Below are 24,413 nucleotides of genomic sequence, written 5' to 3'. Positions count from 1 at the left end.
ATCACTCGTAAGTTCGGGTGGTCGTTCGAGCTTTTCTGGAAACATCACGAAGGAATGAAGTCTTGTTAATCGTACTTGGCCTCTACTTTGGAATAGTCTGGCTGGTCTTTTCCAAGTTTCACCTTCTCCCCTGGAATGGATTCTGGAAAACTCTAGTTTACGGAGTAGCCGCTGTTATCGCTCTGGTGGTCATCGGTGCGCTGAACCACACAACTCCGACTGGCCCGGTATCCATTCAGGGTGTTTCAACGAATATTGCTCCGAACGTGGCGGGCACGGTTACAGAAGTCGTTGTGGAGCCAAACCAGGAAGTCGCAAAGGGCGAGACCCTATTTCGGATAGATAATGAGGTTTTCAAAGCCGAGGTTTCCCGGCTCGAAGCTGTCTTGGAAACTGCAAAGTCATCTGCCGACCAACTGGTATCAGATTTATCAGCTGCCGAGGCCGAGATTGAATCCTTGACTGCTCAGCTGACTTTCGGAATTCAGCGTCGTGATGACATCATCCGTTTGGAAGAACGCGGGGCATCAACCACGTTCCAACTGCAAGAAGCTGTCTCAACCATCGACCAGTTGACCGCGAATATCCGCGCAGCAGAAGCCCGGAAGACAAGCCTTGAGCGGCGTATCGCCGCGAAGATCGACGGGCGTGACGCAGGTGTTGTGGAGGCCGAGCAGACACTTGCGCAAGCTCTTTGGGATTTAGAGCAAACAGTTGTAAAAGCGCCGGGAAACGGCGTTGTCACGGCTGTATCACTACGGCCAGGTAACCGCGCAACTCCGCTACAAGGGGCAATAACTTTTGTCAAACCTGGGGACTATGCAGTAATTGCTACTCTGCCCCAATCTAGTCGCGCTAATGTTTCGGTCGGTGATGAAATCCGGCTTGCTTTTAGAACGGAACCCGGTGGAGAAATTACCGGCCGTATTTCCGATTTTCCGGTCGGAACTGTCGAAGGTACTGTTGATCTAAGATCAGGTCTTCCCTCATTGCGCGAACTAGCCGGGATATCCAGCTACATCGTATTGGTTGAACTACCTGCAGATGCAGACAGTAATTCCTTGCAATTTGGAACGTCAGGAACAGCTTTGGTCAAGACAGACAAAGCCGGAGCCATTGGTGTTTTGGCAGAGATCCTTTTCTGGATCACTAAAAAGCTCAATTATCTTTGAAAAACCAAGCCAAAGCATCTGTGTCATCAATGAAAACTGTCGAACTCAAATCCTTGGTGTTTCGGTGGCCCGGTCAACCTGACCCGGTGCTCTCAGTCGATAGCTTCGATCTTGAGGCCGGAGAAAGCGTGTTTATGAGAGGCCCCAGTGGCAGCGGAAAGACCACGTTGCTCTCGGCAATTGCTGGCGTGATCGATGTACCGCAAAGCGCGGTTCGCATTGCAGGCACGGATGTAGGGGCTTTGGCCGGAGGTGATCGTGACCGTTTTCGCGTGGATCATTTGGGGATTGTTTTCCAGGTCTTTAATCTCTTGCCTTGGCTCAGTGCGCTTGAAAACACGTTGCTGCCCTGCCGGTTTTCAGCGCAACGGCGCAATCGGTCGGGGCCAGACCCCAAAGCTACCGCAACACGGTTGCTAAGTCAGCTGGGTCTCGAGGATGCTGAGCTGATCAATCGACCTGCCAGCGCACTGAGTGTTGGGCAGCAACAACGCGTTGCGGCGGCGCGTGCTCTGATAGGGGCGCCTGAAGTAGTTTTGGCGGATGAACCCACCTCGGCTTTGGATGAGGAAGCGAAAGACACGTTTGTCCAGTTGTTGTTGAAGGAATGCAAAGCATCAGGGGCGAGTTTGTTATTTGTCAGCCATGATCGCAGCCTAGAAAAACACTTCGATCGGAGCGTTGACTTGCCGATGCTGAACGCAGGCAAAACGTGATGTTCAATCTTTGTTATAAAAGCCTTCTCAATCGCCGCTTTATCGCTGCGTTAACTGTTCTTAGCATTGCCTTGAGCGTGGCTTTGATTGTTGGGGTTGAACGACTGCGAACAGAGGCACGAGCGGGTTTTGCCAATTCTGCATCAGGGATCGACCTGATCATTGCGGCACGCGGAAACGATGTGCAGATCCTGATGGCAACGGTTTTTGGTGTCGGCACAACTGGCGCTGGTATCAGCTGGGACAGCTACGAGATGATCGAAGATCTGCCCCAGATAAGCTGGACAGTGCCAATCATGATGGGTGACAACCATCGTGGATATCCCGTGATCGGAACGTCCGAGCAATATTTTGACCACTTTCGTCATAGTGGCGGCCAGCAACTGATATTTGCTGAAGGTGTTCCGTTTAAATCTCCAGATGGCGCAGTGATTGGAGCAAAAGTTGCTCAGGCTTTCGGGTACACGTCAGGTACTGAAATCGTGAATGCCCATGGCTCAGGGGAAGTCGCCTTTGATGTGCACGACGAAGCGCCATTCACAGTGACCGGCGTGCTGGGGCATACCGGGACGGCCGTCGACAGAATGGTTTTTGTCTCACTCGAGGGTTTTGACGCCTTGCACGAAGAACCTGCATCAGAGGTTGCGGACCCATTCGTTTTGATCGAAGCACCAGAAGTCGCCGGAGAACACGAAGACCATGACCATGTGGAGTTAGACGAGCCTGACGAGCACCAAGAAGGGCATCAGGAACATGACGACCGTCATGCTCATGGAAGCGGCCATGAAGACGAGGGGCAAACTGTCACGACCTCTGACGGGCACGATCACGATGGCCATGATCATGAACCGGGGACCATCAACGCAATTTTTGCCGGGCTGGAGGAGAAAACGGCGGTGCTTTCAATTCAACGGCAACTGGCAGACCATCGCGACGAGGCACTGACCGCTGTTCTTCCTAATGTTGCGCTGTTGCAGCTTTGGTCGATTACCAGTACGGCCGAGACTGCGCTGCGTCTGATGGCAGGCGCTGTGGCAGTGGCTGGAATGATCGGCATGGTGGTCATGTTGTCTGCTTCGCTCGACAACCGGCGGCGTGAATTTGCGATCCTTCGATCCGTGGGCGCAACACCAGCCGGCGTATTTTCCCTGATCTTGCTTGAAGCCGTTTTACTGTTGTTGGCCGGCATCGTGCTTGGAGTAATCGCGCTCAGCGCTCTCACGCTCGTGATAGATCCGATTCTTGCCGCAAATTTTGGGCTTCGCATCGGTGTTGGCCTGCCGAGTTTTCGCGAGGTTCTTCTCATAGCCCTAGTTTTCTGCTCTGGTCTTCTTGCCAGTATTATACCTGCGTTAAGGGTGTACCGTATGACGCTATCAGACGGACTGTCGGTGCGGCTTTGAATAAAAGGATCCGCTGAAATGAAGACCATTGCGCATTTTCTGAATATCTTATTCGCCTTTGCGATTGCGGGGCCTCTTCTAGCAGCGGATCCGCGCAACATAAGTTGGCAGGATCTCCTTCCTGAAGAGCGGCCTTACCACGATCCTTTTGCCACCCTAGAATATTCTCAGGTCAATGCGTTGGCCATGCTTTATCGGATTGAGATTCTGCATGCGGACACTGCGGATGACGAGAAGCGCGCCGAAGCGTTTCAGATCCGCGAAGACCTCGTATCTCAAGGTCTTGACCCAGATTGGTTGTTTGAACAACGCGAAATTGTGATGAACCAACGGTTGATTGCCGCGCGCGAACCGAACCTTGACCTTTTGGGGGAGAACGTGCGTCTTCCCGGCTATCTCCTTCCCCTGGATATTGTCGACCAGAAGGCGGTCGAATTCCTTCTGGTTCCTACAGTTGGAGCCTGCATTCACACACCACCACCTCCAGCCAATCAGATGGTTTATGTGCGATACGAACAAGGCTTCGAAATCGACGAGTTATATAAGCCTGTCTGGATAAGCGGGGAAATGCGGGCACTGAGCAGGTCCCAGTCACTCAATTACGTAGACGGCCAGGCAAATATCGAAACCTCATATGCGATGGATGCGCTGTCGGTAGAAATCTATGACTGATCAGTCAGACTAGAGGTCCGTTCTATGGCTTCACCGGGATAAATCTTTGCACCGCACCCCTGTATCAGGATCTTTGGTTCGTGAAGATGTGACGCTGCAAATCTCATCCGAAGCTCCTTGATGATCAATAGGGCGATTTTTTTGTCACGATCCGCCATTTCGTGACCACACCAATCCGCGCGTACGGGTTTCACAAATACACCCGGCAACCCTCGCTGGTTAATCAGCTTTTCATAAGTAGCGAGAACTCTTTTTCATTGCTCTTGATCGATCATGTTGTCTCTTTGACCTATTGATCAGAGTTCTTAATCGCATCGCATACCGCGCTTGTAAGCCGCCTTTCGTGCGTGTCGCAGCATCCGTTAGTTTGGGCTCACAACAGACCTTAGCCGCAACGTGAATGAATGGTGGCTAGGGAAAACCCGCTGCCTCGGTCCATTTGGCATCAGGAGCCAAATGCGCCTGAAGGTTGCGACCGTTTTATTCGGAGGTTTCGCCCTCATAGGTGCTTTTGACAATTTCCAATGGAGTCATGTTTTGCTCCTGAGCGTTGACGGCACTTGTTGTCGCCGAAACGAACGCAAACAGGACAGCACCAATGATGCTGTATTGCGTAATCTTGGTATTAGTGAACTTGCAAGACATGAAATTTCTTCTCTTCGTCGCGGCGAATGCGGTGTAGTTCACAGCAAACTGAGTTTTGAACTGTTGGTGATTGGGCGCCGGATTTGGTGGGCCAGCGCCCCTTTCGTAATACAGAGACCGAATTGGACGGCCTCTGATGCCGGTTTAGACTTACGGCCAGGAACGCTCGCCTTCGATAACCTGGGCGCTTAGCTCCAGATCGCTCACGTTCTCAAAGTCGGGATAGGCTGCCTGCATCGCGGCGATCAATTCTGCGGAACCTTCCGCTTTGTCCGCGGCGGCCTCGAACGCGGCGACATATTCCTTTGTGAAATCAACGATGCTTGCGTTTTCTGCGCTGTCCCCAATGACATGACCCGGGATGATCCGTTCGGGGTTAAGCGCAAGAAGCTGATCCAACGTTGCACGCCAGCTGTCGCGGCTTTCCGGGGTTTGGTTGTCGGCCATCCAAACATGCACGTTTTCATAAAGGACAACGCCGCCCAGCACAGTTTTTTCCGAAGGCACCCACAGAAATGTATGAACCGGATCGTGCCCATCGAGGCCTATCACCTGCACGGTTTCACCATCGACCGTCAGGCTGTCGCCTTCCAGAACCTCAGGTACAATCAATTCGGATGGGGCGTTCGCGTCCAAGATCGGGCCCCAGAAATCGAATTTGAGCTGGATGGTTTTCTCGATGCCTTTGACGGTCTCAGGTGTCGCGACGATTTTGACATCCGGGTAAGCTGCACGGATCGTATCCAACCCGAAATAGAAGTCAGGATCCTTGTGGCTGATAAAGACGGTCGTCAGGGATTTACCCGTCGCCTTGATCATATCAACCAGTTGCTGGGCATCGTCCTTTTCAAACTGGGCGTCCACCAGGATCACCTCATTCGGGCCTTCGATCAGGTTCGATGAGGCCGGGAACAGGCTGCCTTCATTCGGGCTGAAGACGGTGATGGTGAGATCAGCCGCAAAGGCTGCGGTGGACAGCAGCATGGCTGCTGCAGAAGTGAGGATCGTCTTCATAGGGATGCTCCTAGCATTTAGGCGGCCAATGCCGCGATCTCTTCAGGAAAGTGGTAGTAAGTTGAGACGTCGACTTGGGTTGTTCCGTCGTCGCTTTGCATCACCAGAGTCGGGACACCTTGCGACCCGAACCGTGATTGCAAATTTGCAGCGTCCGTACTGATCTGCCGGGCGAGGCTTCTGCCTTCGTCCAACGAATGGTTCACGCTGAATTCAATCAGGGCACTACGAACCGCTTCGCTGTTACCTGCGGAAATACCGTCGACATAACGCGCCCGTTGCAAAACATTTGCCAGCTTCATCTCAGCGCTAGCGCCCTGATCATGAACGAAAGCTGCGGCGTATGTGGTCAGGCTGGAATCCAGCACTTCATCAGGGTTTCCCAGAATGTCTTGAACATAAGTGTCACTGAACACTTGCCCGGTCAGCTGTTCAATGCGTCGGTCGTATTGCAGAGCCATTCGGGCGTAGCTATCGCCCATTCGGTATGCGTTTGCGCCCTGGAACAAATAACGATGCATAACGGTGACATCAGCACCACTCTCAACCAGCGCGTTGATCACCGGTGCCGCGCCATAGCACCAGCCGCAATAGGTATCGTAGATATAGGTGAAGCGCGTCATTGCAGTCTCCGTATTGGTAAACCACAAGTAGTGCGCCGCTAATGTTGACTAAAGATAAAATATGTAGACACAATGTCAGTTAAAAAGTGACGAATGATGAAGAAATCGAACTTAAATCGCCTAGAGTACTTTGTTGCCATCGCGGAAGAAGGAACGATTACTGCGGCCGCTGATCGCATGCGTATTAGCAAGGCGGTCGTCAGCAAGCAGCTTCAGCTTTTGGAGGAAGAGCTTGGTGCAACTCTTGTTGTGCGTAACTCTCGCCATCTAAACCTCACGGAAACCGGACAATCCTTCTATGAGGCCGCACGTGCATCAGTGGCGCAGGCCGAAGAAGCTTATGAAATGGCAAAGCAAGGGCGCGCAGAACCGACTGGAAACCTGCGCATCACCGCCCCTCTCGATATGGGCGTAACATACGTTTCACCGGTCGTGGCCGAGTTTCGCATCGCCTATCCGGCTGTCACGATTGACTTGACGCTAAGCGATACGCGGTTCGATCCGGTCGAGGCACGATTTGACATTGCATATCGGGTAGGCTGGCTTGCCGATTCCGCCAACGTTGCGCGCAAGTTGGCCGACTTTCAGCAAATCGTAGTGGCGTCGCCTGATTTGGTTGAGCAACTTGGACGGCCAAACCATCCGGAACGATTGGCAGCGTTTCCGTTCGTCGAACACAGAGCCCTGCCAAACCCACTGAGTTGGAAGTTTAGTAAAGCTACCGGTGAAACCTGTGACGTAAAAATGAACCCCGCGTTGCGAGCAGACGTAACACCAGCGATCAAGGTAATGGCAGTCGAAGGGGCCGGGATCTCTATTCTGCCGGATTTTTTTGCTAAGAGAGAAATCGAAAACGGTGGACTGATCCGGCTTGTACCGGACTGGGCGCTTCCAACAGGAGGTATCTATGCTGTCTACCCCCCCACGCAGTTCCGATCAGCTGCGACGAAACAGTTTGCGGAATTGTTTGCAGAAAGACTTCGCAACAGTCTGGCGTAAGAGAAGAGTGGTGAAACTCAGTTAACGTTCGTGTCCGTCTGACATTGAAACGAGTGAATGCTTAGCAGCCCTTAGCGCGGTTGCCGCGAAAGTCGGCTTTGTCCGCGAGGCAGCCTTTCGTACTCGTACCATTGAACGGCCATCACTCAGCCAGAGATCGCTTCACATTAAACCGCTTCAGCGACGTTCGTGGTTTGTTATGACGCTGCAATTCATGCGGCGGTCCCGAAATCTGCCATTCGAGATGCCTTTCCGCGAAAAGCGCAACGCGGACAAAGCTGATTTCTTTCGGACCGGATAAATCAAATAAATGTGGTCACGCTGGAAACTTTACTTCTTTCAGAACCATGCCACATCGCAATTGACTTCATTGAGCCGTCTGGCGCTCTTTTTCCGGCCAGAATTCATCCACCACGACATATGCGATGATTACAAAAAAAGCGGCGCTGGCAACTTGCAAAACTCGAGTGATGCTTTTGACGTCAGCCTCGTCTGAAAACGGTGCAACCGACCCACCGTATACAATCAGAGCCGTTGTAATTGCTGAGCCCGCAGCGGCGGCGAGCGGGGCTTGAGATTTACCAAGTGCTCCGAGCGTCAGGCAAAAGAAAAAACACAGCAAAATGGGGGTGAGAATAACCGGAGCTATTACGTTTATTTCATAGCATATGATGGAAACTGCCGCCCCAAGTAGGTTGGCCGTCAACATAGCTTTTGCAACAGTTTTACCCGCGGCAGGCATCGCCGCAAGTTGCTGGCTTAGTAGCGCGACAAAGAACAGAACCAGCAACGCAGACGCGCCAGAAATAAAAAACGCCATAGCAAAAGGCACTGTGACAAGAGACATCCTGACTATTCGGCGATGTGGATCGAAGTTCGCTTGCGCCGCAGCTTTTTTTTGAGCCGCCGTTTGTGGTTCAGCGGGTATCAACACAAACATCAACGTCGATACGAAGCCTGCGAATAGAAGGTTCAACGGTATCCAATACACGAGTACCAAAGCCAGGTCCTGTGATTGCAGAACCAGGTTCGGAATCATCAATGCCCCCATGAGAGCTATGACACCCGGTAAAACTCCGGCGCCTGAAACTGACCATATGAAAGACAAGATTATTCCAATTGCCACCAAAATTAAAAACACAAGCGGATATGGTGAGAAGATTGACGACAACAGGAACGAAATGAACATCAATCCAATAGAGAAAACAAACAGCTTAGCAAATGCTGCCAGAGGCAATGCGGCAGGTGCTTGTAGGAAAAGGGCGGCGAACACCGCCCCAATGACGGCGAGGGGCCACCCAAGAAACAGGCCCAATGAAAAGACGCCGGTAACACCCAGCGCAAGCCGGGTGACAGAGCGTTGGTCCTCAGTACGCATAGGACAGAATTGAAACCACGCGGATGTAGGTTCGACCTACAAGGTTCAGCAACGAGTTGTCACTTAGGTACATGATCACATCGGCTTGCCCATTCAGCTGGAAGCGAAGGTCATCTTCGGTGCTTCCTGCTTCATAGCCAGGTAAAACGATCCTGACCGGGAATCTCTCAGGCTCCCGCAAAAAACCTTTAGTGCTTGGCGGGCTCGCCAATTGCCCGGGCACATCACCGCCACTTAGGGAAACAGCCGCACTAAAGCTCTCAATGACGCCCGGAATAATCTGACCTGGATGCATATCCAACACCACGTCAACCGGAGAACCTATCGAGGCTCTTCCTAGGTTGTTCTCGGTAAAATACGCCTCGATCCAGACGTCAGTTGCGTCCAGAAACGTCAATAGATCCTGGCCGGACCGCGCATATGTTCCGGGGGCTATAAGCAAGTTAGAAATGACACCCGTCGCCGGAGCACGTAGTACAGTCCACTCAAGGTTTAGCTCTGCATCTGCCAAGGCGGCCAACGCGCGCTGGATTTTCGGGTTTTCAATCCCATCTTCACCAAGCCTCTGTTTTGCTTTTTCCAGATCCGCTTTTGCGTTCTCATAGTTTGCCTCAGACTCTGCCAGTTGCCCTCGCGCATCATCGGCCTTTGTGACGGCAATCAACCCTTTCTTTTCGAGCGCAAATACGCGTTCCGTCTGAATACGCATCGTATCCAGATCGCTTTGCGCCCTTGCTAGTTTAGCCTGTGCCGCTCTCACCTCTGCCGAAGATGCACCCACTTCTTGAGTGGCTGCTTCGAGATCAGCTTCAGCCTTGTCGCGCTGAATCTCGTAGGGTCGGGGGTCGATCCGGACAAGGACATCTCCGGCCGAGACAATCTCACCATTTTCGACCAAGACTTCAGTCACAGTGCCGGTTACCTGCGGGACGATTTGGGTCGCCACGGCTTTTACTCTGGCGTTCCCAGTAAATGGCGTTTTCCGATCAGCGACCAGGTACCAAACAAGAAAAATCAGAATGACGGCCAGGGTTGTCCATATTGTCTTCCTCATTTCGCCGCACCTTCAGCAGTGCCTTCGGCTTCGGGCGAGGTATCAATCCAAACCTTGAATAGCTCATAGAAAACAGCGAAGAGAACGGGGCCCATAAAGACGCCGATTAAACCGTACGCCATCATACCTCCGAGAACACCGATGAGGATGACCAACATCGGAGTCTCAAGGCCTTTTGAAATGAACACGGGTCTCAGGAAACTGTCCATTATCATGACGGGAACGGCCAATATGGTGAAGATCAAAGCAGTTCCGCCGGACATGGAACTCCAAGCGTAGATAATTACCGGTATTAGAACCAATCCGGGCCCGATTTGGATAATCGAGAGTATCAGGCAGATAAATGCCAGAGTGGCGGCCGAAGAAATCCCGAACAAAGCCAACAGTATCCAAACGAAGACTGCCTGAATGGCTGCCACGCCAATTACGCCTTTTGTCACGTTCCGGATCGTTGCGCCTGCCAGTGTTACGAATTCACCGCCGCGTGGTGCAAAGACGCGATTGGCAAAGCGCTGAAGACCCTGGACCAAACTTGGCCCGGGGCTGAACAAAGCCCCCATAATCAGTACGGACAGAGCTAAGCCAAGCAGCCCGATTCCGATGCCCAGCACCTTTCCGAAGAGCGATTTGGTGATCTCAAGGATTTGCGTGCCGTATTTTGCAAGCGCGCCGTCAAGATTGCGCTCAAACATTCCCCAGACATCGGCTATTTTGTCTCCCACCAAGGGCAACTCCTTGAGACCCTCTGGTGCAGGTGGGACTTTCAACTCACCTTTGTCTGCTTGTTCCGCGAATTCAGACCCAAGTTCTGCAGCACCAGACACCGCGGTAGCGACTGGCCCGAGGGTCAGAACAAGACCCAATAAAACCAAGATCGTCGTGGCAAGTTTTTTCCGCCCTCCCAGCTTGGACTGAAGCCAATCAAATACCGGGTAAAGCGCCACACAGAGGATCGTTGCCCAGATAACCACACTTGCAAGCGGGGCCACCATGACCAGGGCGCTATAGAGGAATAGTCCGAGAAAGAGCAATCGTATTGCCAGATCGACAATCTTTGCGTCCTGAGTCTTTTCCATTCCATCCCTCCATGTGTTTTTCGAATGTTACACTCAAAAAACATAATATGTATATTTTTTTGAATTTTAGTGATCATCTATCAGCTTGAAGACACAAATGAATCCGGGCCACGGCTTGAGGTGCCCAGTCAAACCAATGTCTGGGCGTAAACTCGATTTGGTCAAATTGGGATAATCTACTTGTCCGCTTTTTTGTCGTCCTGGGACAATATTGTATCCGCCACTGTGGTCGCCGCGGTCACGAAGACACCGAGGCCCACGATGATGTAAATCATTGTGAAGATCTTCCCTGCCGCGGTTTCGGGTGAGAAGTCACCAAACCCCACGGTCGAAATGGTCACGACAGAAAAGTAGATTGAGTCGAGCCAACTCCAACCTTCGACAAAGTGATAAAAGACCGAGGCCCATAAAATCATTCCAACTGTGAAGGCAAGAATGCCTTTCACTCTACCGTCCTTGAAAGCGACGCCTATCCCACGTGTTATTCTGGTTAGTGAATTCATCATGTCCTCATTGCTTGATGAATTCACACATAGCAGTAATTAGATGAATATGGAAAATCGGATGCACTTGGCTGCCTGTCGGTTGAAGCTTACGTCGTGCCGCCATGTTCAAAGCTCATGCAGCGCATCCGTTTTGGCTGGTAAAACTCTCTTCGAGCCAGCTGTTTAGTAACCGGGCGTGCAGCACTAGCCGAACGTTTGTCATTTACCCGCTTCTTGGTGGTTTGACTAAATAGGCGAGAAATTCAGCAATTTGGTCAAGGTAATTCAGAGTTCAGATCATTTACCGACCATATATTCCATTAACTTGATGATTAAATGGTCTAGGCTGCCCATTGGATGAATCGGAATTTTAGGAGAAGAACGTGCGATACGTTGCAAAAGGTATTTTGATTTGTTGCGCTGTCGCGTTTGTCGCTGTGTTTGCAGCTTGGCTTTTCCTGTCTTCTGCGTTGTTTTCCTCGGTCAGGACTACTTTCGTCGAAAATCTGATCTCCAAAAAACTTGGCCAAGAGGTTAGAATTGAAGATGAGGTGCGTCTGGGTATTGGCCGGCAATTGCAGGTGTCAGCGGCAGGGCTGGAATTACCCGGTTCTCCGAATGCTGATGTGAAACTTGCAGCAATCGATGAGATCGAGTTTGAAGTTTCCGCGCGCGACCTTTGGAACAGTAAACTGTCACTGAGTGGTCTTTCGCTCTCAGGTGTTCATCTGAACCTAATCACAGACAAAGACGGCTTCGGAAACTGGCAGTCCATTTCCCAAACGGAAGACGAAGCCGGGAAACCTGCAAATTCCCCGACGCCGCTGTTAGCCGGAATTCTAACGGACCGCAAAATTGATCTGACTGATATCGCCATTCTTTATCAGAACGAGTTAAACGGACTTGAGTTGGATCTGCAGCTTCCTGAGCTGCTTTTAAAGCGCGATACGGAAACCGACGTCGCGACGGCAGTCGGGGCCGGTTCGCTGAACGGAGAGAGGTTTGATCTGAACGCGACATTCCCCGCAGAAGACCCATTTCAGTTGGCGATGAATTTCGAACAGATTTCGATTGTCGCCGAGGAAGTCCCTCAAGAAAACGGTCTGCAAGTGGCAACGACCGTAGAGATTGCCGAACTTGGCCAGCTTCTCGATATCTTGAAGCTCAATCGCGTTTTGGAAGGTACAGGGAATATTGGTGCAACGTTCACATCAGTCGACGGTGTAGCACGAATTGACGACCTATCTGTATTGGCTGAATTGGAAGGCGGACAAAGCCTTTCGTTGACGGGGCAGATCGGGGAATTGGGAAATCCGGAAGACGTATCGTTGACAACCCGCATTCGGTTGTACCCTGAAGACGCTGAACCAGCCCCTGCCGCATCGCGATATGATCTTAAACTTATCGCGGTCGACATGGTTATCGACAGCGTGCCCGGGCAGGTACCGCAGCGACAAATGGTCATTAAGACCAACGGTTTCACGTTGGACACGTCCGGCGAAGGCCCACCCCCGATTAAGTTCTCCGAGCTTTCCAGAACACCAGAAGGCGCCTTAAAAGTCGGAAACATCAACCTTAGAATTGGGAACCCTGCTGATCCGTTTGTCATTTTGAATGGTTCGGTCGATGACGCGCTTCAGTTGCAAGGCATATCAGCTGAAGGCCTAATGGATATTCCGGCCGCCAGTTTGATCTCGCCAGAATTGTTGGGACCAGACGACCAGCTTGGCAGGTTTTCTGGTGACTTCCATTTGAACGGAGACATCAATCAGCTTTCGCTGACGAACTTGGATGGAAAGACAAGCGATACGGACGTCTGGAACCTTGAGGTGCATGGCACTGTCAAGAATGTACTCAAATTCGAGGACCTGGATTTGGCAATTGACGTCGCAGTCCCATCCGGGGCGGACCTTTTGGAGGCACTATCGCTTGAACGTGTGGAAACTGGGCAGGCTCGCCTTGAAATCAACCTCGCTAGCGAAGGCACCGATTGGAACGCGAATGCCAATGTCGAAGTTGCTGAATCTGTCCTGGAAATTGTCGCCGATCTTGATGATGCAACAAGTGACCCTGTGCTGAAGGGTTCCATTGAGAGTGACCTAATAAAGATAGATCATATTCGAACTATCATTCAGGCCGCTGCACAGTTGCGGAAGCTAGGCGGTGCGGAGCCCAACGAGGAAGACGTCAATCAAGAAGCAAGTGACACTGGCCCTTTAACTGATGTGACGCTTAAACCTATTGGGCGTTCAGTTCTCTTGTCCGGTATGGATATGGATGTCGACATTGACCTTCGGCACATAGAGGGTGCCAAAGGCATCAGCAGTTTGCAAAGCGAACTGACGCTCAACAAGAATGAGCTTAAGGCTGGGCCTTTGAAATTTGAATACGGAGGCGCTCATTTCGACGTCACCGGGCAAATGGATTTATCGAACGACGCGCATCTGCTCACTTTGACCGGCAAGGCAGGTGGCTGGCAGCTGGATGAAATTCTTCATAGCCTGAACTTCAAAAAAGGCGCAAGCGGTACGATCTATGCAGATTTTTCGGTGACCGGCGGAACCGATTCACCGAAGCATTTTGCAAACAGCATGAGCGGCAATGCTACTGTTTCAATGCGTGATGGCTCGATCGAGACGCAGCTTTTGGATCTGGCAGGGTTAGGGGTGCTACCTTGGGTGTTTACCAAAGAGAAGCAAAAGGTTGCTCCAATCGTATGTTTGCGTGCTCCGATTAGTATTTCCAATGGAAGTATTTCGACGAAACAAACCACATTGGAGACAGATCATGTCCAAGTTGTCGTCTTTGGCGGCGTCGATGTGGCCGGCAAGGTTTTGGATTTAAATCTACAGCCCCGCAAGATTGGCGAACCACTTTCGAAGAGCCCTTGGCCCGTGACCTTGAAGGGCCCACTAGCAAAACCGAAGATCAAGGTCAAAGACGGTCCGAAACGACTGAAACGATCGGATGGTGCGGACAAAATGCCAGCAAAAAGAAAACTTTGCGTTCCGGACATTTTACAACTGCAGTAGTGGCGGAGGCAGTCGATAAAAGAACACTTTTAAAGTTCAAACGGAATGACATCGCTTTCTGCAAGCGTTTTTTGCATTGGGTTTTCTCTCGATGTATTCCGCACTCGAGGCGAATGGAAACTCTCGTGGAGTTCAGCCGACACGACGGAAAACCTTTGAGACGCAAATGGAAAAACGTGTGCACTATTGAAATGGAAGATAAAACGAAGCCAATAGCTTAGTTGAGCGTGAGTGGCAAAACTATGTGTTGCCCGACACTCTGATTTGATTGAAGAAATTGGCGGTATCAGCCAGCTACCCGCCATAGCTAGAATGGCTCATACACAAGAAAAACTGTTCCAAGGTGATACCTCGTCAGAGAACTCCTCTTAAGAATAGGGGCATGACGCAGCAACCGGTATTTCGAAAGCACGCTGATAACGAAATTATTGAGAACTAGTGTGCGTGAGCTCAGAAGAACTCACGCGCAGAAACATTGGATCGTGGGTCTTTGTCACGTCGTCTTTTTCGTTTTCAGCAACTGGACCTTTTCGGTTGAAGCGCACATTAAAACTCGCTTCCTGACCTAACTTAAATTTGTCGTAGTCTAAACTGCTACCGGTTTCCTGAATCGAAAATGAATTCGCCTTGCTCATCAATCACCTGCTTTGCCTTCGTGAGGCTGAAGCTCTCGGCCTGATCCCGGCTGTCAAAGACATCCGCCCGGACCATCGCATGAGTTTTGCGCTCTCCATCGATTGTCTTTTCGATACGTGCCGAAAGGCGGTACTTTCCACCCTCGGCAATCAGGTCGGGGAAGATGTCGAACCCTTTGTATGCGACCGGCTCAGGATCCGACTTTTTTCCGCCGCCGAAGAGTTTTGAGAAGAGTGACATGGACCGGCTCCTTTCAGCGTTGCTCGGATCGGAGACTAACGCTGCTCGGGGCGGGTTTGAAGTGCCCTGTGTGGTCGATTCACTGGTTCCTCGACCCAATTGCACTCTCGCTGTCTACCGGAAGCTAGAGTGCGCCCACTCAATACGGGAAGCCGCCCTGAACGACAAATGCTGCGCTCATCACCTAAGTCGTCTCTGGACTCGTAGCGTATATTCGAAGTCAACACTAAGGAGCGTTTGGTTTCGGGTATGCGCAACAAAGCTGTCACACAATCGAGATGCCTTTAACTCGATCTGATGCCAGCCTTCATTTCAGCATTTGGTTTGCGGCCGCCTGAAATGCAGGCATTGCGTTTTCTATCATTTCGTCAGTAGCTGTAAGGCAAATACGAAAATCCGTTGGGCGGTCGAAAACTGTTCCTGGCATCACATATACGCCTTGCTTTTGAAGACATTCAGCAAAGGCATCGCTATCACCGCCCGGGGCTCTCCCCCATAGATAAAAGGTGCCTTCTGGTCTTGTCATCCTGTATCCCCACTGACCCAAAGCACCAAGCATTCGTTCGCGTCGGCGAGCCAGGGCGGCAATGTCGATTGAGACGTTTTCAAGGTCCGGCAGCGCATAGATCAACGGAGCATCCGGGACATTCCAACCATCCGCCATCTGCACGGCAAACCGCAGAGTCTGAAGCTCTTTTCGTTCCGCTGCAGGCAAGGTTGGAGAGATCGCAAGGTAGCCAAGGCGCAGGCCGGGCACGAGGAGAATTTTCCCGTAAGAATAGTCGATCAGTGTGTGCGGATAGACGGCTGCTGGTGTCGTAAAGCCAATGTCGTCGAACCGAATGCGGCGGTAGGGTTCGTCAGACAATATCCAAATTCGATGACCGATCTCAGCTGACTTAGCCTCGAGCAGGTCGGCAAGCTGTTGCAGATCAGAACGCGAGTATATGCGACCCGTCGGGTTGTGCGGCGTATTAACAACCACGATTTTGGTACGAGAGGTTATGGCGCTTGCAATAGCCTCCAGGTCAAGGTCAAAATTGTCTGGATCCAGAGGCACCTGAACCTCTTTGGCATCGGCTGCGGCTAGCATTGGCCCATAGCAGAACCAGCCCGGCAGCGGCACGATGCATTCGTCTCCGGGCTCAAGAAGCATGGTGAAACACATCTTGATGGCCCCAAAAGCGCCTTTGGTCAGCGCAATGTCATCCGCCTCGAATGGAAGCCCCAACTCTTTGGATAAGGCATCTGCCAGAAACGCGCAGGGGTCCGCTTCGTTGGTCTTATACGCAAACCAATCCACACTCTGAGGTTCGGCGTGGGTCTTCAGCGCATCGACGACACTGGGCAAAGGCATTTCGTGGGGATTGCCAAACGTGAAATCTGCGACAGCTGGCGTTTCCTTCACCGCAGCATTGTAGGTTGTAAAGAAGGCTTCGACTTTCTGGATGGAATGCACAGCAGTGTTTGCACGGCGGGCCGTCATGGACATTGAACTCTCCCTACTAAGATGTCGGCATTGCGAGCACAGAAGGAATACTGGTGTGTCGAACAACATATAGATACCCGATCCACAATATTTTGCAGCCTTTTTCGCTATTTGACTTGTGCGACTTCGAAGCCAATGGCGAAAAACCAATTCCATATTTGTCTCGGACCCGGCCTCCATATCATTGAGCGGTAACGGTCATTGCCGGACAAACTTGGCATCATCGCTTTGGCGATCTTGACCGGTGAAGCTCTAACCTTTCGAAAATAGCCAGGGAGTTTTTGTTAGGTTGAAGGATGTGTTCACCAATTCCAATTAAGCCTAGGGCTCATTTGTGAAACTCACTTCTGATGGTCGTCCTGTTGCAAATTCAACCGACGCAAACGGTGGTTCTAGCTCAAAAAGGGCGTCAAATGTCTGCAATGAGATCCGAACCTGACGAATGCAGACGTAGCGATCACATAGCTCTGAAACGGCAGGTAAGGGCTCAAATCGGGCTAACGACAGCGTAGCAGCCGGACGTGCCGCATTGGGGTGGCAAATGGAGGCAACCAGGACAAAGCGCTTTTTCAACGCAAATAAGCGTTAGTTCGAAATCCGGCGAAATTCGACCAGAACATTTAAAGGTTGTTGAGCCGAAGCTACCCGTCTGGTAGCTTGCGGGACTGGAAACCCTGACAAAGGAGAGATCAGATATGCTGAATCGTCAGACTTCAATGCTTCGCGCGGAAGGCGCAGTAGCCCGTTAAAGCGGTCTGACAGGTTTCCGATCTGAAGGCCGCCTCGTGAGCGGCCTTTTTTGTGTTTTTTCACGTGGCGGCTTTCCATCATTCATGGAGAGAACAATGCCAACCTTATCACTATATATCCCCCTCAAACGGTCGCGTGGCCTCTTGCTGCGGCTGGATGCTGTATTTGCCTTGCAACCCAGCAGAGAACGGCCGGTTCTGCGCAAGTTAGCTGAACTGCCGGATTACCTTAGGGAGGACGTCGGCCTCCCGCCACAGATTGAACGCCCACCGCCTTCGCATCACCGGGTGCCATTCTGAACAGCCGACCGAGCAGGGGCAGTTCGCTGCCCTTGCTCTCAACAATCGCGCAATGTCGGGTACTCGTCTATTCGTACATAGATTAATCGCCCAATGGCTGTGGGCCGGTTCTGCCGTGGTAGGCCGTCAATGATGCGCGAATTCGCCGGAGATTCTCTTTCGTTTCGTCGGTCATCTCTTGCGCCACGGTCATGGCTAATGCGTCAACAATGGCGAGGTGGGCATATCGCGAGGCTGTAGGTTTGTAGATGTCACTGTCCTCAGGCAGCTCCGTGAGAAGAGCAATTTTAGATATGTCGGACAGTCTTGTATTGGGCTTTGTGATACAGATTGTGGTCGCGCCATAACCATTAGCGACTTCGGTCGCACTTACGATAGCGTCGGCCTCACCACTCGCCGAAACAAGGAAGAGTACGTCTTCGGTTCCGAGCGCGGCAGCACGCATTTGTAGAGCATAGCTGTCATTTACAAAGAATGACGGAATCCCAAGTCTAAAAAACCGGTTGGAAGCTTCCTGGGCGACGAGCGAAGAGCCCCCGCCTATTCCTGAGAACAGGATTTGTCGTCGACCCAGGCAAGCGTTCTTCGCTTCTTCGAGTTTCGCCGTATCGATTTGACCGCGCATAACATCCAGGGTCGCAAACAAAGCCCCAAGAACTTGGTCAATCGCGGTATCTGCGTCAGGGCTTTCGTCATCGGCGTTTCTATACAGATATTGTGCGCTGACAGCGACGTTCTGGGCCAGGCGGAGTTTGAAATCTCGAAATCCTTCGCAGCCGAGGCTGCGGCAGAATCGAACCACGGTTGGCTTGCTGACCGAGCAGCGTTGCGCGAGATCCCCGATGGTCATGGCGCTGATTTCGTTGAGGTGGTCCTTTACATAATCGGCGACCTTCTGCTCCTGAACTGCCAGTTTGGTTTCTGAATTGTGCAGTGCCGGAATCAAATCGACTGCTCCAATTCTGCCCTTAAGTGGAGGGGCACTACCATCTGATATGGGGCGAGATTCGTTCGGCAAGCCGGTAAATTCCTTATGATTGGTCATGAAACTTAGTTACATGCATTGATGCATATGGGCAAGAAATTCGTCGTGAGATCTCTTCTTCGCAGCGATCAACGAAACTAAGTTACATTTTTTCGTTGATATCTCATCAAGCATCACGCATTGTGTAACCAAGTTACAGATTCGGATCCTGGGGAGGAATACGAATGTCGGACTGGTTCGCCAGCGCAAGTTCAAAGATAAATTCAGTCGTTGAAGGCATTGTCGCAGCTTTGATGCTGTCTCTGGTTCTGGATGTCTGGCTTGGCGTAATTGACCGTTATTATTTTCACTGGCAACTCCCGTGGCCAGAAGTGTTGGCCCGCTATCTGATGATCTGGGCCGCGTTGCTCGCGGTCTCATCTGGTATTGCGCGCAGAGATCACATCGGTCTCACGGCATTCGTCATGATGCTCCCAATTCGCTTGCGGCGAGCTCTTCTTATCGCGATGGATGTATTGGCGTTGGCTTTATTTTTGTATGTTGCGTTCTTTGGTATCAGTTTCGTGGAAAGCGGAGCGCCAAGGCAGGCAATGATATTTGGGGCAAGCCTTGCTCCGTTCTACGCAGCCATTCCCGTCGCAGCGGCCTTGTCATCTGTGCAGCTGATGCTTGTCCTGTTTCGTGACTTGGGTACGCACATTGACGAACCGCCCTTTGCTGTAAAGGCGGAGGAAACACTGTGATTGTCGCAATCGTATTTGTTGCACTCATTCTGTTTGGAATGCCTATTGGTTTTGCTATTGGCCTTGCTGGCGTTGTCGGGTTGATCGAAATGGGAGGAACGCAGTTTCTTGCGATTGGTCCCAGTAAGATATTCAACGGCCTCAACATCTTTCCCTTCCTAGCCATGCCGTTCTTCATTCTGGCCGGTGAGATCATGAATGATATCGGGATCACCAGTCGTTTGGTGAAACTTGCGCAGGTTTTGGTCGGACGGTTTCGGGGTGGGCTGGCCCATACTAACATGTTGGCGTCAGTGTTCTTTGCCGGATTAACAGGCTCGGCGACAGCGGACGCGGCGGCCTTTGGCCGGACGCTTGTGCCAGCAATGGTGAAAGAGGGCTACAAGCGCGACTATGCCTGTGCGGTCACGGCCGCGGGTTCCATCATCGGCCCGACCATTCCGCCATCGGGGCTAATGGTTGTCTACGGGTCTCTAATGGGCGTTTCCATTGCCGGCCTGTTCGCGGCCGGAGTTCTGCCAGGCCTGGTGATCTGCATGGTCTGCATGGCGGTGATCGCAATTGGCGGCAAACGGGAAAACCTACCCAAAGCGTTGCGCGGAGCGACCCCGCGCGAGATCTGGGAAACGTTCGTTTCCTCTCTGACCGCCCTGGCGATGCCTGTGATCATTCTGGGTGGCATCCTGGGCGGTATCGTCACCCCGACGGAGGCAGCATCGATTGCCGTGGCGTATGCCATGTTCATCGGGGTTTTCGTCTATCGTTCCCTGACCTTCAAAAGTTTCTACGCGATGCTTGTGCGTACCGCGCGTATCACCGGGGTAATCTTCGTAATAATCGCCTTTGCCGGAATCCTTGGTTGGTGGATGAGCTTTGAACGCATTCCGCAACTGATTGCCGAAACCGTTCTTGGGCTTTCTGACAACCGGTATGCCGTAATCGCGATCATCATTGGTTTGCTTCTGATTGTCGGCATGGTGATGGACATCACAGCCATTCTGATCATCCTTGCACCTGTCCTAGTGCCGCTGACAGAGCAAGTCGGACTGGAGCCGATCCACGCCGGCATCATATTTGTGCTGGCTCTGAACATCTCACTGATGACGCCACCGGTGGGTGCTTGCCTGTTTGTTCTGTCCTCCGTGACCGGCGAAAAGCTGGAACGGATTTCAATCAAACTGTTCCCGTTTCTAATAGCAGAAATTGCGATCCTTTTCGTCTTTGCTTTCTGGGAGAACGCAGCGCTTTGGCTTCCCCGGATGTTGGGCTTTGCCCAGTAGTTTCGCCACAAAAACCAAACCAACAGGAGAACTATTATGAAAAAAATTCTGACAGGTGCGGCGCTGACCGCGACCATGCTTGCTGGCAGCGCATTGGCCGAAGGTGGGGTGATAAAATTTGGCCACGACAACAAAACTGACCCGTTTGAAAACCCAGCTCATGCCTGCACGGCAGTATTTGCAAATCTTGTTAACTCAGGCACCAATGGCAGTGTTTCGGTTGAGGTCTTCGGGTCCAACCAATTAGGCTCCGCAGCAGAACACGTTCAACAGATGCGGGACGGGATCATTCAAGCAACCTTGACCTCAACTGGTGCGTTGGCCAGCTACTACCCGCGTATCGATGTGCTAAACCTGCCCTTTGCCTTTAACGGCAACGCATCAACTTACGAGGTCTTTGATGGCGAATTCGGTGAGGCGCTGGCCGCTGATATCGAGGCAGAGATGGGCGATGTTGTGGTTCTGGGCTTCCCGGACACCGGTGGTTTCTTTGCGGTAACCAACTCGCAACGCCCCATCGCGGACCTGAAGGATTTTGATGGCATTCGCATTCGCACAATGACCTTGCCGTCACATCAGAAGATTATTCAGGCGTTGGGTGCGGAAGCCTATCCACTGTCTTGGGGTGAAGTGTATTCCGGGCTGCAAACCGGAGTGATTGACGGTCAGATGAATCCTGTACCGATCATTTCGTTCGCTAATTTTGCAGAGGTTCAGCAATACATGACGCTGACCAATCACTTGTTCTCACCCTACACCTTCATGATAAATCGTGCCTTCTATGAAAGCCTGTCAGAGGCAGAGCAAGCGACGATCCGCACAGCCGCCGAAAACTGCGTGACGGCCAGCCGTGGCTTGTCGCGTATCATTGAGGCGTCAGATCGCGGCCTTGCGGGTTTGATGGATCAGATTGAGGTCACTGCTCTAACTGACGAACAGAGAAGCTCCATGGCAGCTGCAACGCAGCCTGCATTTGAAGCACATGTTCAGGAGAACCTGGATGAAAAGGCGGCAGAGCTACTGACAAGCTTCAAAGCTGCGGTGGAGAACGCCAACAACGCGTCCTACCTCGATTGATCCTCCCTGACTGCTAGAACCAACTGGCAGCACAACTCGTCGGAGGCCAACTTTTGGTCTCCGACCCAAGCAACAAATTGGATTGAACATGCGGGTCTTCTGTGCGTCCCTCGCAACCGAAACGAACACTTTTTCTCCCCTGCGCACGGACTTTTCCGATTTTGAGCAGAGCTTTTATGCACCTCCCGGCAAGCACCCCGAAACCCCAACGCTTTGCAGTGCCGTATTTCCTGCATTGAGGAAAAGGGCGCAGTCGAATGAGCTGGAGTTGATTGAGGGAACCGCCACATGGGCAGAGCCAGGCGGATTGTTGAATCGCGAGACATGGGCACGCTTGAAACAAGAGGTGCTGGACCAGGTGACAGCCGCAATGCCTCTGGATGGTGTTGTTCTAGGTCTGCATGGGGCGATGATCTCCGAGGATTGTCTGGATTGCGAAGGCGATTTGATCGAAGCAATTCGAGCAATTGTCGGGCCGGAATCTGTTATCGGAGCGAGCTTCGATCCTCACAGCCACCTCAGCGACAGACGAGTAACCAATGCTGACGTGATCACTGTGTTTAAAGAGTTTCCACATACTGATTTTGTTGAAGCAGGAGAAGCCTGTGTCGACCTGACGTTGCGAACCATCAAGGGCGAAATCCGGCCCGTCACTTCGGTTTTTGACGTGCGCATGTTGGATATTCTGCCGACCAGTCAGGAACCTATGCGCGGGTTTGTCGATCAACTGAAGCAGATGGAAGCAAATGGCGAGGTTCTCTCTGCTTCCGTCATTCATGGATTTATGGCCGGAGATTCTCCGGACCTTGGCGCTAAGATTGTCGTTCTGACCGACGATGACCAGCCCAAGGCGGATTGCTTGGCTCAGAAACTGGGGGCTGAACTGTTTTCCTTCCGCGGGCAGACAAAGCCAAATTACCTGTCGCCCAGTGCAGCACTGAGAGAGGCAAACAAAGCAATACATGGGCCAGTGGTCGTAGCGGACGTTTGGGACAATCCCGGCGGAGGCGTAGCGGGGGATTCAACGCTCATTATTGAAGAAGCTATTGCTCAGAAGCTCACATCCGTAGCATTCGGCACGATTTGGGATCCTATGGCGGTTCGCCTTTGCCATGCAGCCGGTGAAGGCGCAGTGTTCGACCTTCGCTTTGGCGGTAAAACATCAGCTCTGGCGGGGAAGCCAATTGACGCTACGGTTACGGTGGTTCGAAACCAGCGCAATGCGGTTCAGAGTTTTGGTGCATCCGTTGTTCCGATGGGGGACTGCTCTGTCATACGTTTGGGTGGGATAGAGGTTGTTCTGAATTCAAACCGAAGTCAGGCATTTTCGCCAGACCTGTTCACGAACCTTGGCATCGACATCACCGACAAGAAGATATTGGTCGTAAAGTCCACAAACCACTTCCACGGCGCGTTCTCCGACGTTGCTTCCAAAATTATCTATGCCGCCGTCGAAGGCCCCTATCCGAATGATCCCACCAAAACACCCTACAAAAACCTGACACGTCCAATTTGGCCCATCGTCAATAACCCTCACAAGGAGGTTGTGGAATGATTTTTCCCGATATCGACACACCGGCTGTCCTGGTCGATCTGGATATCACCGAGGCGAACATCGACCGTTTTCAGGGGTATTGTGCGAAACACGGACTTAGCGTTCGACCGCACATCAAAACACACAAACTTCCCATGCTGGCTCGACGGCAGTTAGAGGCTGGTGCCATTGGCATTACCTGCCAGAAAATTAGTGAGGCTGAGGCAATGATTGCCGAAGGTGGCATTGATGATGTGCTGATCACCTTTAACATCTTCGGTAAGGCCAAGCTGGCTCGTTTGCGTGCCCTCTCGGAAAAGGTGAGATTGTCTGTTGTAGCGGACAACACCGATATTGTTGACGGCTTAGCACGGTTTTTTGCGGATGCACCTAACCCGCTCGGAGTGTTGGTTGAATGTGACACGGGCGCGGAACGATGTGGCGTAACTACACCTGAGCAGGCAAGGGACCTCGCGCGCTACATCGATGCCCAGCCGGGCGTCTCGTTTCTTGGTCTCATGACCTACCCGCCTGTAGGACAGGAGGTGAAGGTTCAAGAATGGCTCACCCAGGCCAAACATGAAATTGAAGAGATCGGGCTGCCAGTACACGTCGTATCCCATGGTGGTTCACCGGGCATGTGGAAGGCCCAAGATGTTCCGATTGCAACAGAATATCGGATTGGTACCTACATCTATAACGACCGTTCCTTACAGGCACGGGGTATCTGTACCTGGGAGGATTGTGCGTTGAGCGTTCTTGCTACGGTGATCTCAGTCCCTGCCGACAATCGTGCCGTAATAGATGCGGGATCAAAAGTGCTGACTTCAGACTTGTTGGGATTGGAAGGCCACGGACACGTGTTAGGTAGACCGGACATTTTGGTCCAGGGCCTATCAGAAGAACATGGTGTGCTGAAGGCTGCCAAAATCGATCTGAGGGTCGGAGATCGTATCCGGATCATTCCAAACCATGCCTGTGTAGTCACCAATATGGTGGATCAGATCGAAACCACTCGCGGAGACAGCGCGCTGGGGTCCGTGCCCGTCGCAGCACGGGGCAAGATTCAGTAAACAGCGTAAACTTCGCCAATGACTGATGACGGCGACGG

Annotated in this window: 20 protein-coding genes; 11 read left to right on the top strand and 9 right to left on the bottom strand. The window is 52.0% G+C overall.

Annotated elements, in window-relative coordinates:
- Positions 1-17 precede the first annotated feature (17 nt).
- Genes AC2FID_RS15760 through AC2FID_RS15745 form a run of 4 tightly spaced genes read left to right on the top strand, consistent with a single transcriptional unit; the run spans position 18 to position 3,963 of the window.
- Complete coding sequence (locus AC2FID_RS15760; RefSeq protein WP_496837611.1) at positions 18-1,172, top strand: HlyD family secretion protein; 1,155 nt, start codon at positions 18-20, stop codon at positions 1,170-1,172.
- A 29-nt stretch (positions 1,173-1,201) separates the two neighbouring features.
- Entirely contained in the window at positions 1,202-1,888 is a 687-nt protein-coding gene (locus tag AC2FID_RS15755) for an ABC transporter ATP-binding protein (protein ID WP_496837609.1), read from the top strand.
- Positions 1,888-3,291, top strand: a complete 1,404-nt coding sequence (locus AC2FID_RS15750) for an ABC transporter permease (RefSeq protein WP_496837607.1) — start codon at positions 1,888-1,890, stop codon at positions 3,289-3,291. The genes AC2FID_RS15755 and AC2FID_RS15750 overlap by 1 nt, the downstream gene beginning before the upstream one ends.
- Positions 3,292-3,309: 18 nt before the next feature.
- On the top strand, positions 3,310-3,963 hold the full coding sequence (locus AC2FID_RS15745) for a DUF3299 domain-containing protein (RefSeq protein ID WP_271950326.1): 654 nt from the start codon (positions 3,310-3,312) through the stop codon (positions 3,961-3,963).
- A gap of 795 nt (positions 3,964-4,758) precedes the next feature.
- Here AC2FID_RS15745 and AC2FID_RS15740 read toward each other — a convergent pair.
- Together AC2FID_RS15740 and AC2FID_RS15735 are read right to left on the bottom strand one after the other, a co-directional pair.
- On the bottom strand, positions 4,759-5,622 hold the full coding sequence (locus tag AC2FID_RS15740) for an MBL fold metallo-hydrolase (protein ID WP_496837605.1): 864 nt from the start codon (positions 5,620-5,622) through the stop codon (positions 4,759-4,761).
- A 17-nt stretch (positions 5,623-5,639) separates the two neighbouring features.
- Positions 5,640-6,245 (bottom strand): DsbA family protein, encoded by a 606-nt coding sequence (locus AC2FID_RS15735; RefSeq protein WP_496837604.1) that lies wholly within the window; start codon positions 6,243-6,245, stop codon positions 5,640-5,642.
- A gap of 96 nt (positions 6,246-6,341) precedes the next feature.
- On the opposite strand from AC2FID_RS15735, the gene AC2FID_RS15730 reads away from it, so the two are divergent.
- The gene (locus tag AC2FID_RS15730) at positions 6,342-7,244 is read left to right on the top strand and encodes a LysR family transcriptional regulator (RefSeq protein ID WP_496837603.1); all 903 of its coding nucleotides are present in this window, start codon (positions 6,342-6,344) and stop codon (positions 7,242-7,244) included.
- A 367-nt stretch (positions 7,245-7,611) separates the two neighbouring features.
- Here the strand turns inward: AC2FID_RS15730 and AC2FID_RS15725 are convergent, their stop codons facing one another.
- The 4 genes from AC2FID_RS15725 to AC2FID_RS15710 all read right to left on the bottom strand — a co-directional run bounded on the left by AC2FID_RS15725 (position 7,612) and on the right by AC2FID_RS15710 (position 11,198).
- Positions 7,612-8,622 carry a DUF2955 domain-containing protein gene (locus AC2FID_RS15725; protein ID WP_496837601.1) on the bottom strand — a complete coding sequence of 337 codons (1,011 nt, stop codon included), beginning with the start codon at positions 8,620-8,622 and terminating at the stop codon, positions 7,612-7,614.
- A complete protein-coding gene (locus AC2FID_RS15720) occupies positions 8,612-9,676 on the bottom strand; it encodes an HlyD family secretion protein (protein WP_496755635.1) in 1,065 nt (354 codons plus the stop codon). The genes AC2FID_RS15725 and AC2FID_RS15720 overlap by 11 nt, the downstream gene beginning before the upstream one ends.
- Positions 9,673-10,752: an AI-2E family transporter gene (locus AC2FID_RS15715; RefSeq protein WP_496837599.1), complete on the bottom strand. Its 1,080-nt coding sequence runs from the start codon at positions 10,750-10,752 to the stop codon at positions 9,673-9,675. The genes AC2FID_RS15720 and AC2FID_RS15715 overlap by 4 nt, the downstream gene beginning before the upstream one ends.
- A gap of 176 nt (positions 10,753-10,928) precedes the next feature.
- A complete protein-coding gene (locus AC2FID_RS15710; protein WP_233493465.1) occupies positions 10,929-11,198 on the bottom strand; it encodes a potassium channel family protein in 270 nt (89 codons plus the stop codon).
- Positions 11,199-11,620: 422 nt separating this feature from the next.
- Here AC2FID_RS15710 and AC2FID_RS15705 point away from each other — a divergent pair, with 422 nt between their 5' ends.
- A complete protein-coding gene (locus tag AC2FID_RS15705) occupies positions 11,621-14,269 on the top strand; it encodes an AsmA family protein (protein WP_496837597.1) in 2,649 nt (882 codons plus the stop codon).
- A 594-nt stretch (positions 14,270-14,863) separates the two neighbouring features.
- Here the strand turns inward: AC2FID_RS15705 and AC2FID_RS15700 are convergent.
- The 3 genes from AC2FID_RS15700 to AC2FID_RS15690 all read right to left on the bottom strand — a co-directional run bounded on the left by AC2FID_RS15700 (position 14,864) and on the right by AC2FID_RS15690 (position 18,728).
- Complete coding sequence (locus AC2FID_RS15700; protein WP_282170040.1) at positions 14,864-15,145, bottom strand: HlyU family transcriptional regulator; 282 nt, start codon at positions 15,143-15,145, stop codon at positions 14,864-14,866.
- A 307-nt stretch (positions 15,146-15,452) separates the two neighbouring features.
- Positions 15,453-16,637 (bottom strand): aminotransferase class I/II-fold pyridoxal phosphate-dependent enzyme, encoded by a 1,185-nt coding sequence (locus tag AC2FID_RS15695; RefSeq protein ID WP_496837596.1) that lies wholly within the window; start codon positions 16,635-16,637, stop codon positions 15,453-15,455.
- Between the two features lie 1,128 nt (positions 16,638-17,765).
- Complete coding sequence (locus AC2FID_RS15690; protein WP_496837594.1) at positions 17,766-18,728, bottom strand: MurR/RpiR family transcriptional regulator; 963 nt, start codon at positions 18,726-18,728, stop codon at positions 17,766-17,768.
- Positions 18,729-18,892: 164 nt separating this feature from the next.
- Between AC2FID_RS15690 and AC2FID_RS15685 the strand changes: the two genes are divergently transcribed.
- From AC2FID_RS15685 to AC2FID_RS15665, 5 genes are all read left to right on the top strand, one after another.
- Positions 18,893-19,411 carry a TRAP transporter small permease gene (locus tag AC2FID_RS15685; RefSeq protein ID WP_496755632.1) on the top strand — a complete coding sequence of 173 codons (519 nt, stop codon included), beginning with the start codon at positions 18,893-18,895 and terminating at the stop codon, positions 19,409-19,411.
- Positions 19,408-20,691 carry a TRAP transporter large permease gene (locus AC2FID_RS15680; protein WP_299888150.1) on the top strand — a complete coding sequence of 428 codons (1,284 nt, stop codon included), beginning with the start codon at positions 19,408-19,410 and terminating at the stop codon, positions 20,689-20,691. The genes AC2FID_RS15685 and AC2FID_RS15680 overlap by 4 nt, the downstream gene beginning before the upstream one ends.
- Positions 20,692-20,727: 36 nt before the next feature.
- Complete coding sequence (locus tag AC2FID_RS15675) at positions 20,728-21,768, top strand: TRAP transporter substrate-binding protein (RefSeq protein WP_299888147.1); 1,041 nt, start codon at positions 20,728-20,730, stop codon at positions 21,766-21,768.
- A gap of 88 nt (positions 21,769-21,856) precedes the next feature.
- Positions 21,857-23,323, top strand: coding sequence for a M81 family metallopeptidase (locus AC2FID_RS15670; protein WP_496704930.1), 1,467 nt, complete (start codon positions 21,857-21,859; stop codon positions 23,321-23,323).
- Positions 23,320-24,375 (top strand): D-TA family PLP-dependent enzyme, encoded by a 1,056-nt coding sequence (locus AC2FID_RS15665; RefSeq protein ID WP_496755629.1) that lies wholly within the window; start codon positions 23,320-23,322, stop codon positions 24,373-24,375. The genes AC2FID_RS15670 and AC2FID_RS15665 overlap by 4 nt, the downstream gene beginning before the upstream one ends.
- Positions 24,376-24,413: the final 38 nt, after the last annotated feature.

The sequence above is a fragment of the Ruegeria sp. CDSC068 genome (assembly GCF_059610545.1).
This window is presented reverse-complemented; position numbering and strand designations above follow the sequence as displayed.

What these genes read in the sequence shown, in the direction of transcription:
- AC2FID_RS15720 (WP_496755635.1), bottom strand. Translation starts at nt 9,676, where the DNA reads ATGAGGAAGACAATATGGACAACCCTGGCCGTCATTCTGATTTTTCTT.
- AC2FID_RS15675 (WP_299888147.1), top strand. Translation starts at nt 20,728, where the DNA reads ATGAAAAAAATTCTGACAGGTGCGGCGCTGACCGCGACCATGCTTGCT.
- AC2FID_RS15715 (WP_496837599.1), bottom strand. Translation starts at nt 10,752, where the DNA reads ATGGAAAAGACTCAGGACGCAAAGATTGTCGATCTGGCAATACGATTG.
- AC2FID_RS15755 (WP_496837609.1), top strand. Translation starts at nt 1,202, where the DNA reads ATGAAAACTGTCGAACTCAAATCCTTGGTGTTTCGGTGGCCCGGTCAA.
- AC2FID_RS15740 (WP_496837605.1), bottom strand. Translation starts at nt 5,622, where the DNA reads ATGAAGACGATCCTCACTTCTGCAGCAGCCATGCTGCTGTCCACCGCA.
- AC2FID_RS15750 (WP_496837607.1), top strand. Translation starts at nt 1,888, where the DNA reads ATGTTCAATCTTTGTTATAAAAGCCTTCTCAATCGCCGCTTTATCGCT.
- AC2FID_RS15690 (WP_496837594.1), bottom strand. Translation starts at nt 18,728, where the DNA reads ATGACCAATCATAAGGAATTTACCGGCTTGCCGAACGAATCTCGCCCC.
- AC2FID_RS15665 (WP_496755629.1), top strand. Translation starts at nt 23,320, where the DNA reads ATGATTTTTCCCGATATCGACACACCGGCTGTCCTGGTCGATCTGGAT.
- AC2FID_RS15745 (WP_271950326.1), top strand. Translation starts at nt 3,310, where the DNA reads ATGAAGACCATTGCGCATTTTCTGAATATCTTATTCGCCTTTGCGATT.
- AC2FID_RS15695 (WP_496837596.1), bottom strand. Translation starts at nt 16,637, where the DNA reads ATGTCCATGACGGCCCGCCGTGCAAACACTGCTGTGCATTCCATCCAG.
- AC2FID_RS15725 (WP_496837601.1), bottom strand. Translation starts at nt 8,622, where the DNA reads ATGCGTACTGAGGACCAACGCTCTGTCACCCGGCTTGCGCTGGGTGTT.
- AC2FID_RS15700 (WP_282170040.1), bottom strand. Translation starts at nt 15,145, where the DNA reads ATGTCACTCTTCTCAAAACTCTTCGGCGGCGGAAAAAAGTCGGATCCT.
- AC2FID_RS15670 (WP_496704930.1), top strand. Translation starts at nt 21,857, where the DNA reads ATGCGGGTCTTCTGTGCGTCCCTCGCAACCGAAACGAACACTTTTTCT.
- AC2FID_RS15735 (WP_496837604.1), bottom strand. Translation starts at nt 6,245, where the DNA reads ATGACGCGCTTCACCTATATCTACGATACCTATTGCGGCTGGTGCTAT.
- AC2FID_RS15685 (WP_496755632.1), top strand. Translation starts at nt 18,893, where the DNA reads ATGTCGGACTGGTTCGCCAGCGCAAGTTCAAAGATAAATTCAGTCGTT.
- AC2FID_RS15730 (WP_496837603.1), top strand. Translation starts at nt 6,342, where the DNA reads ATGAAGAAATCGAACTTAAATCGCCTAGAGTACTTTGTTGCCATCGCG.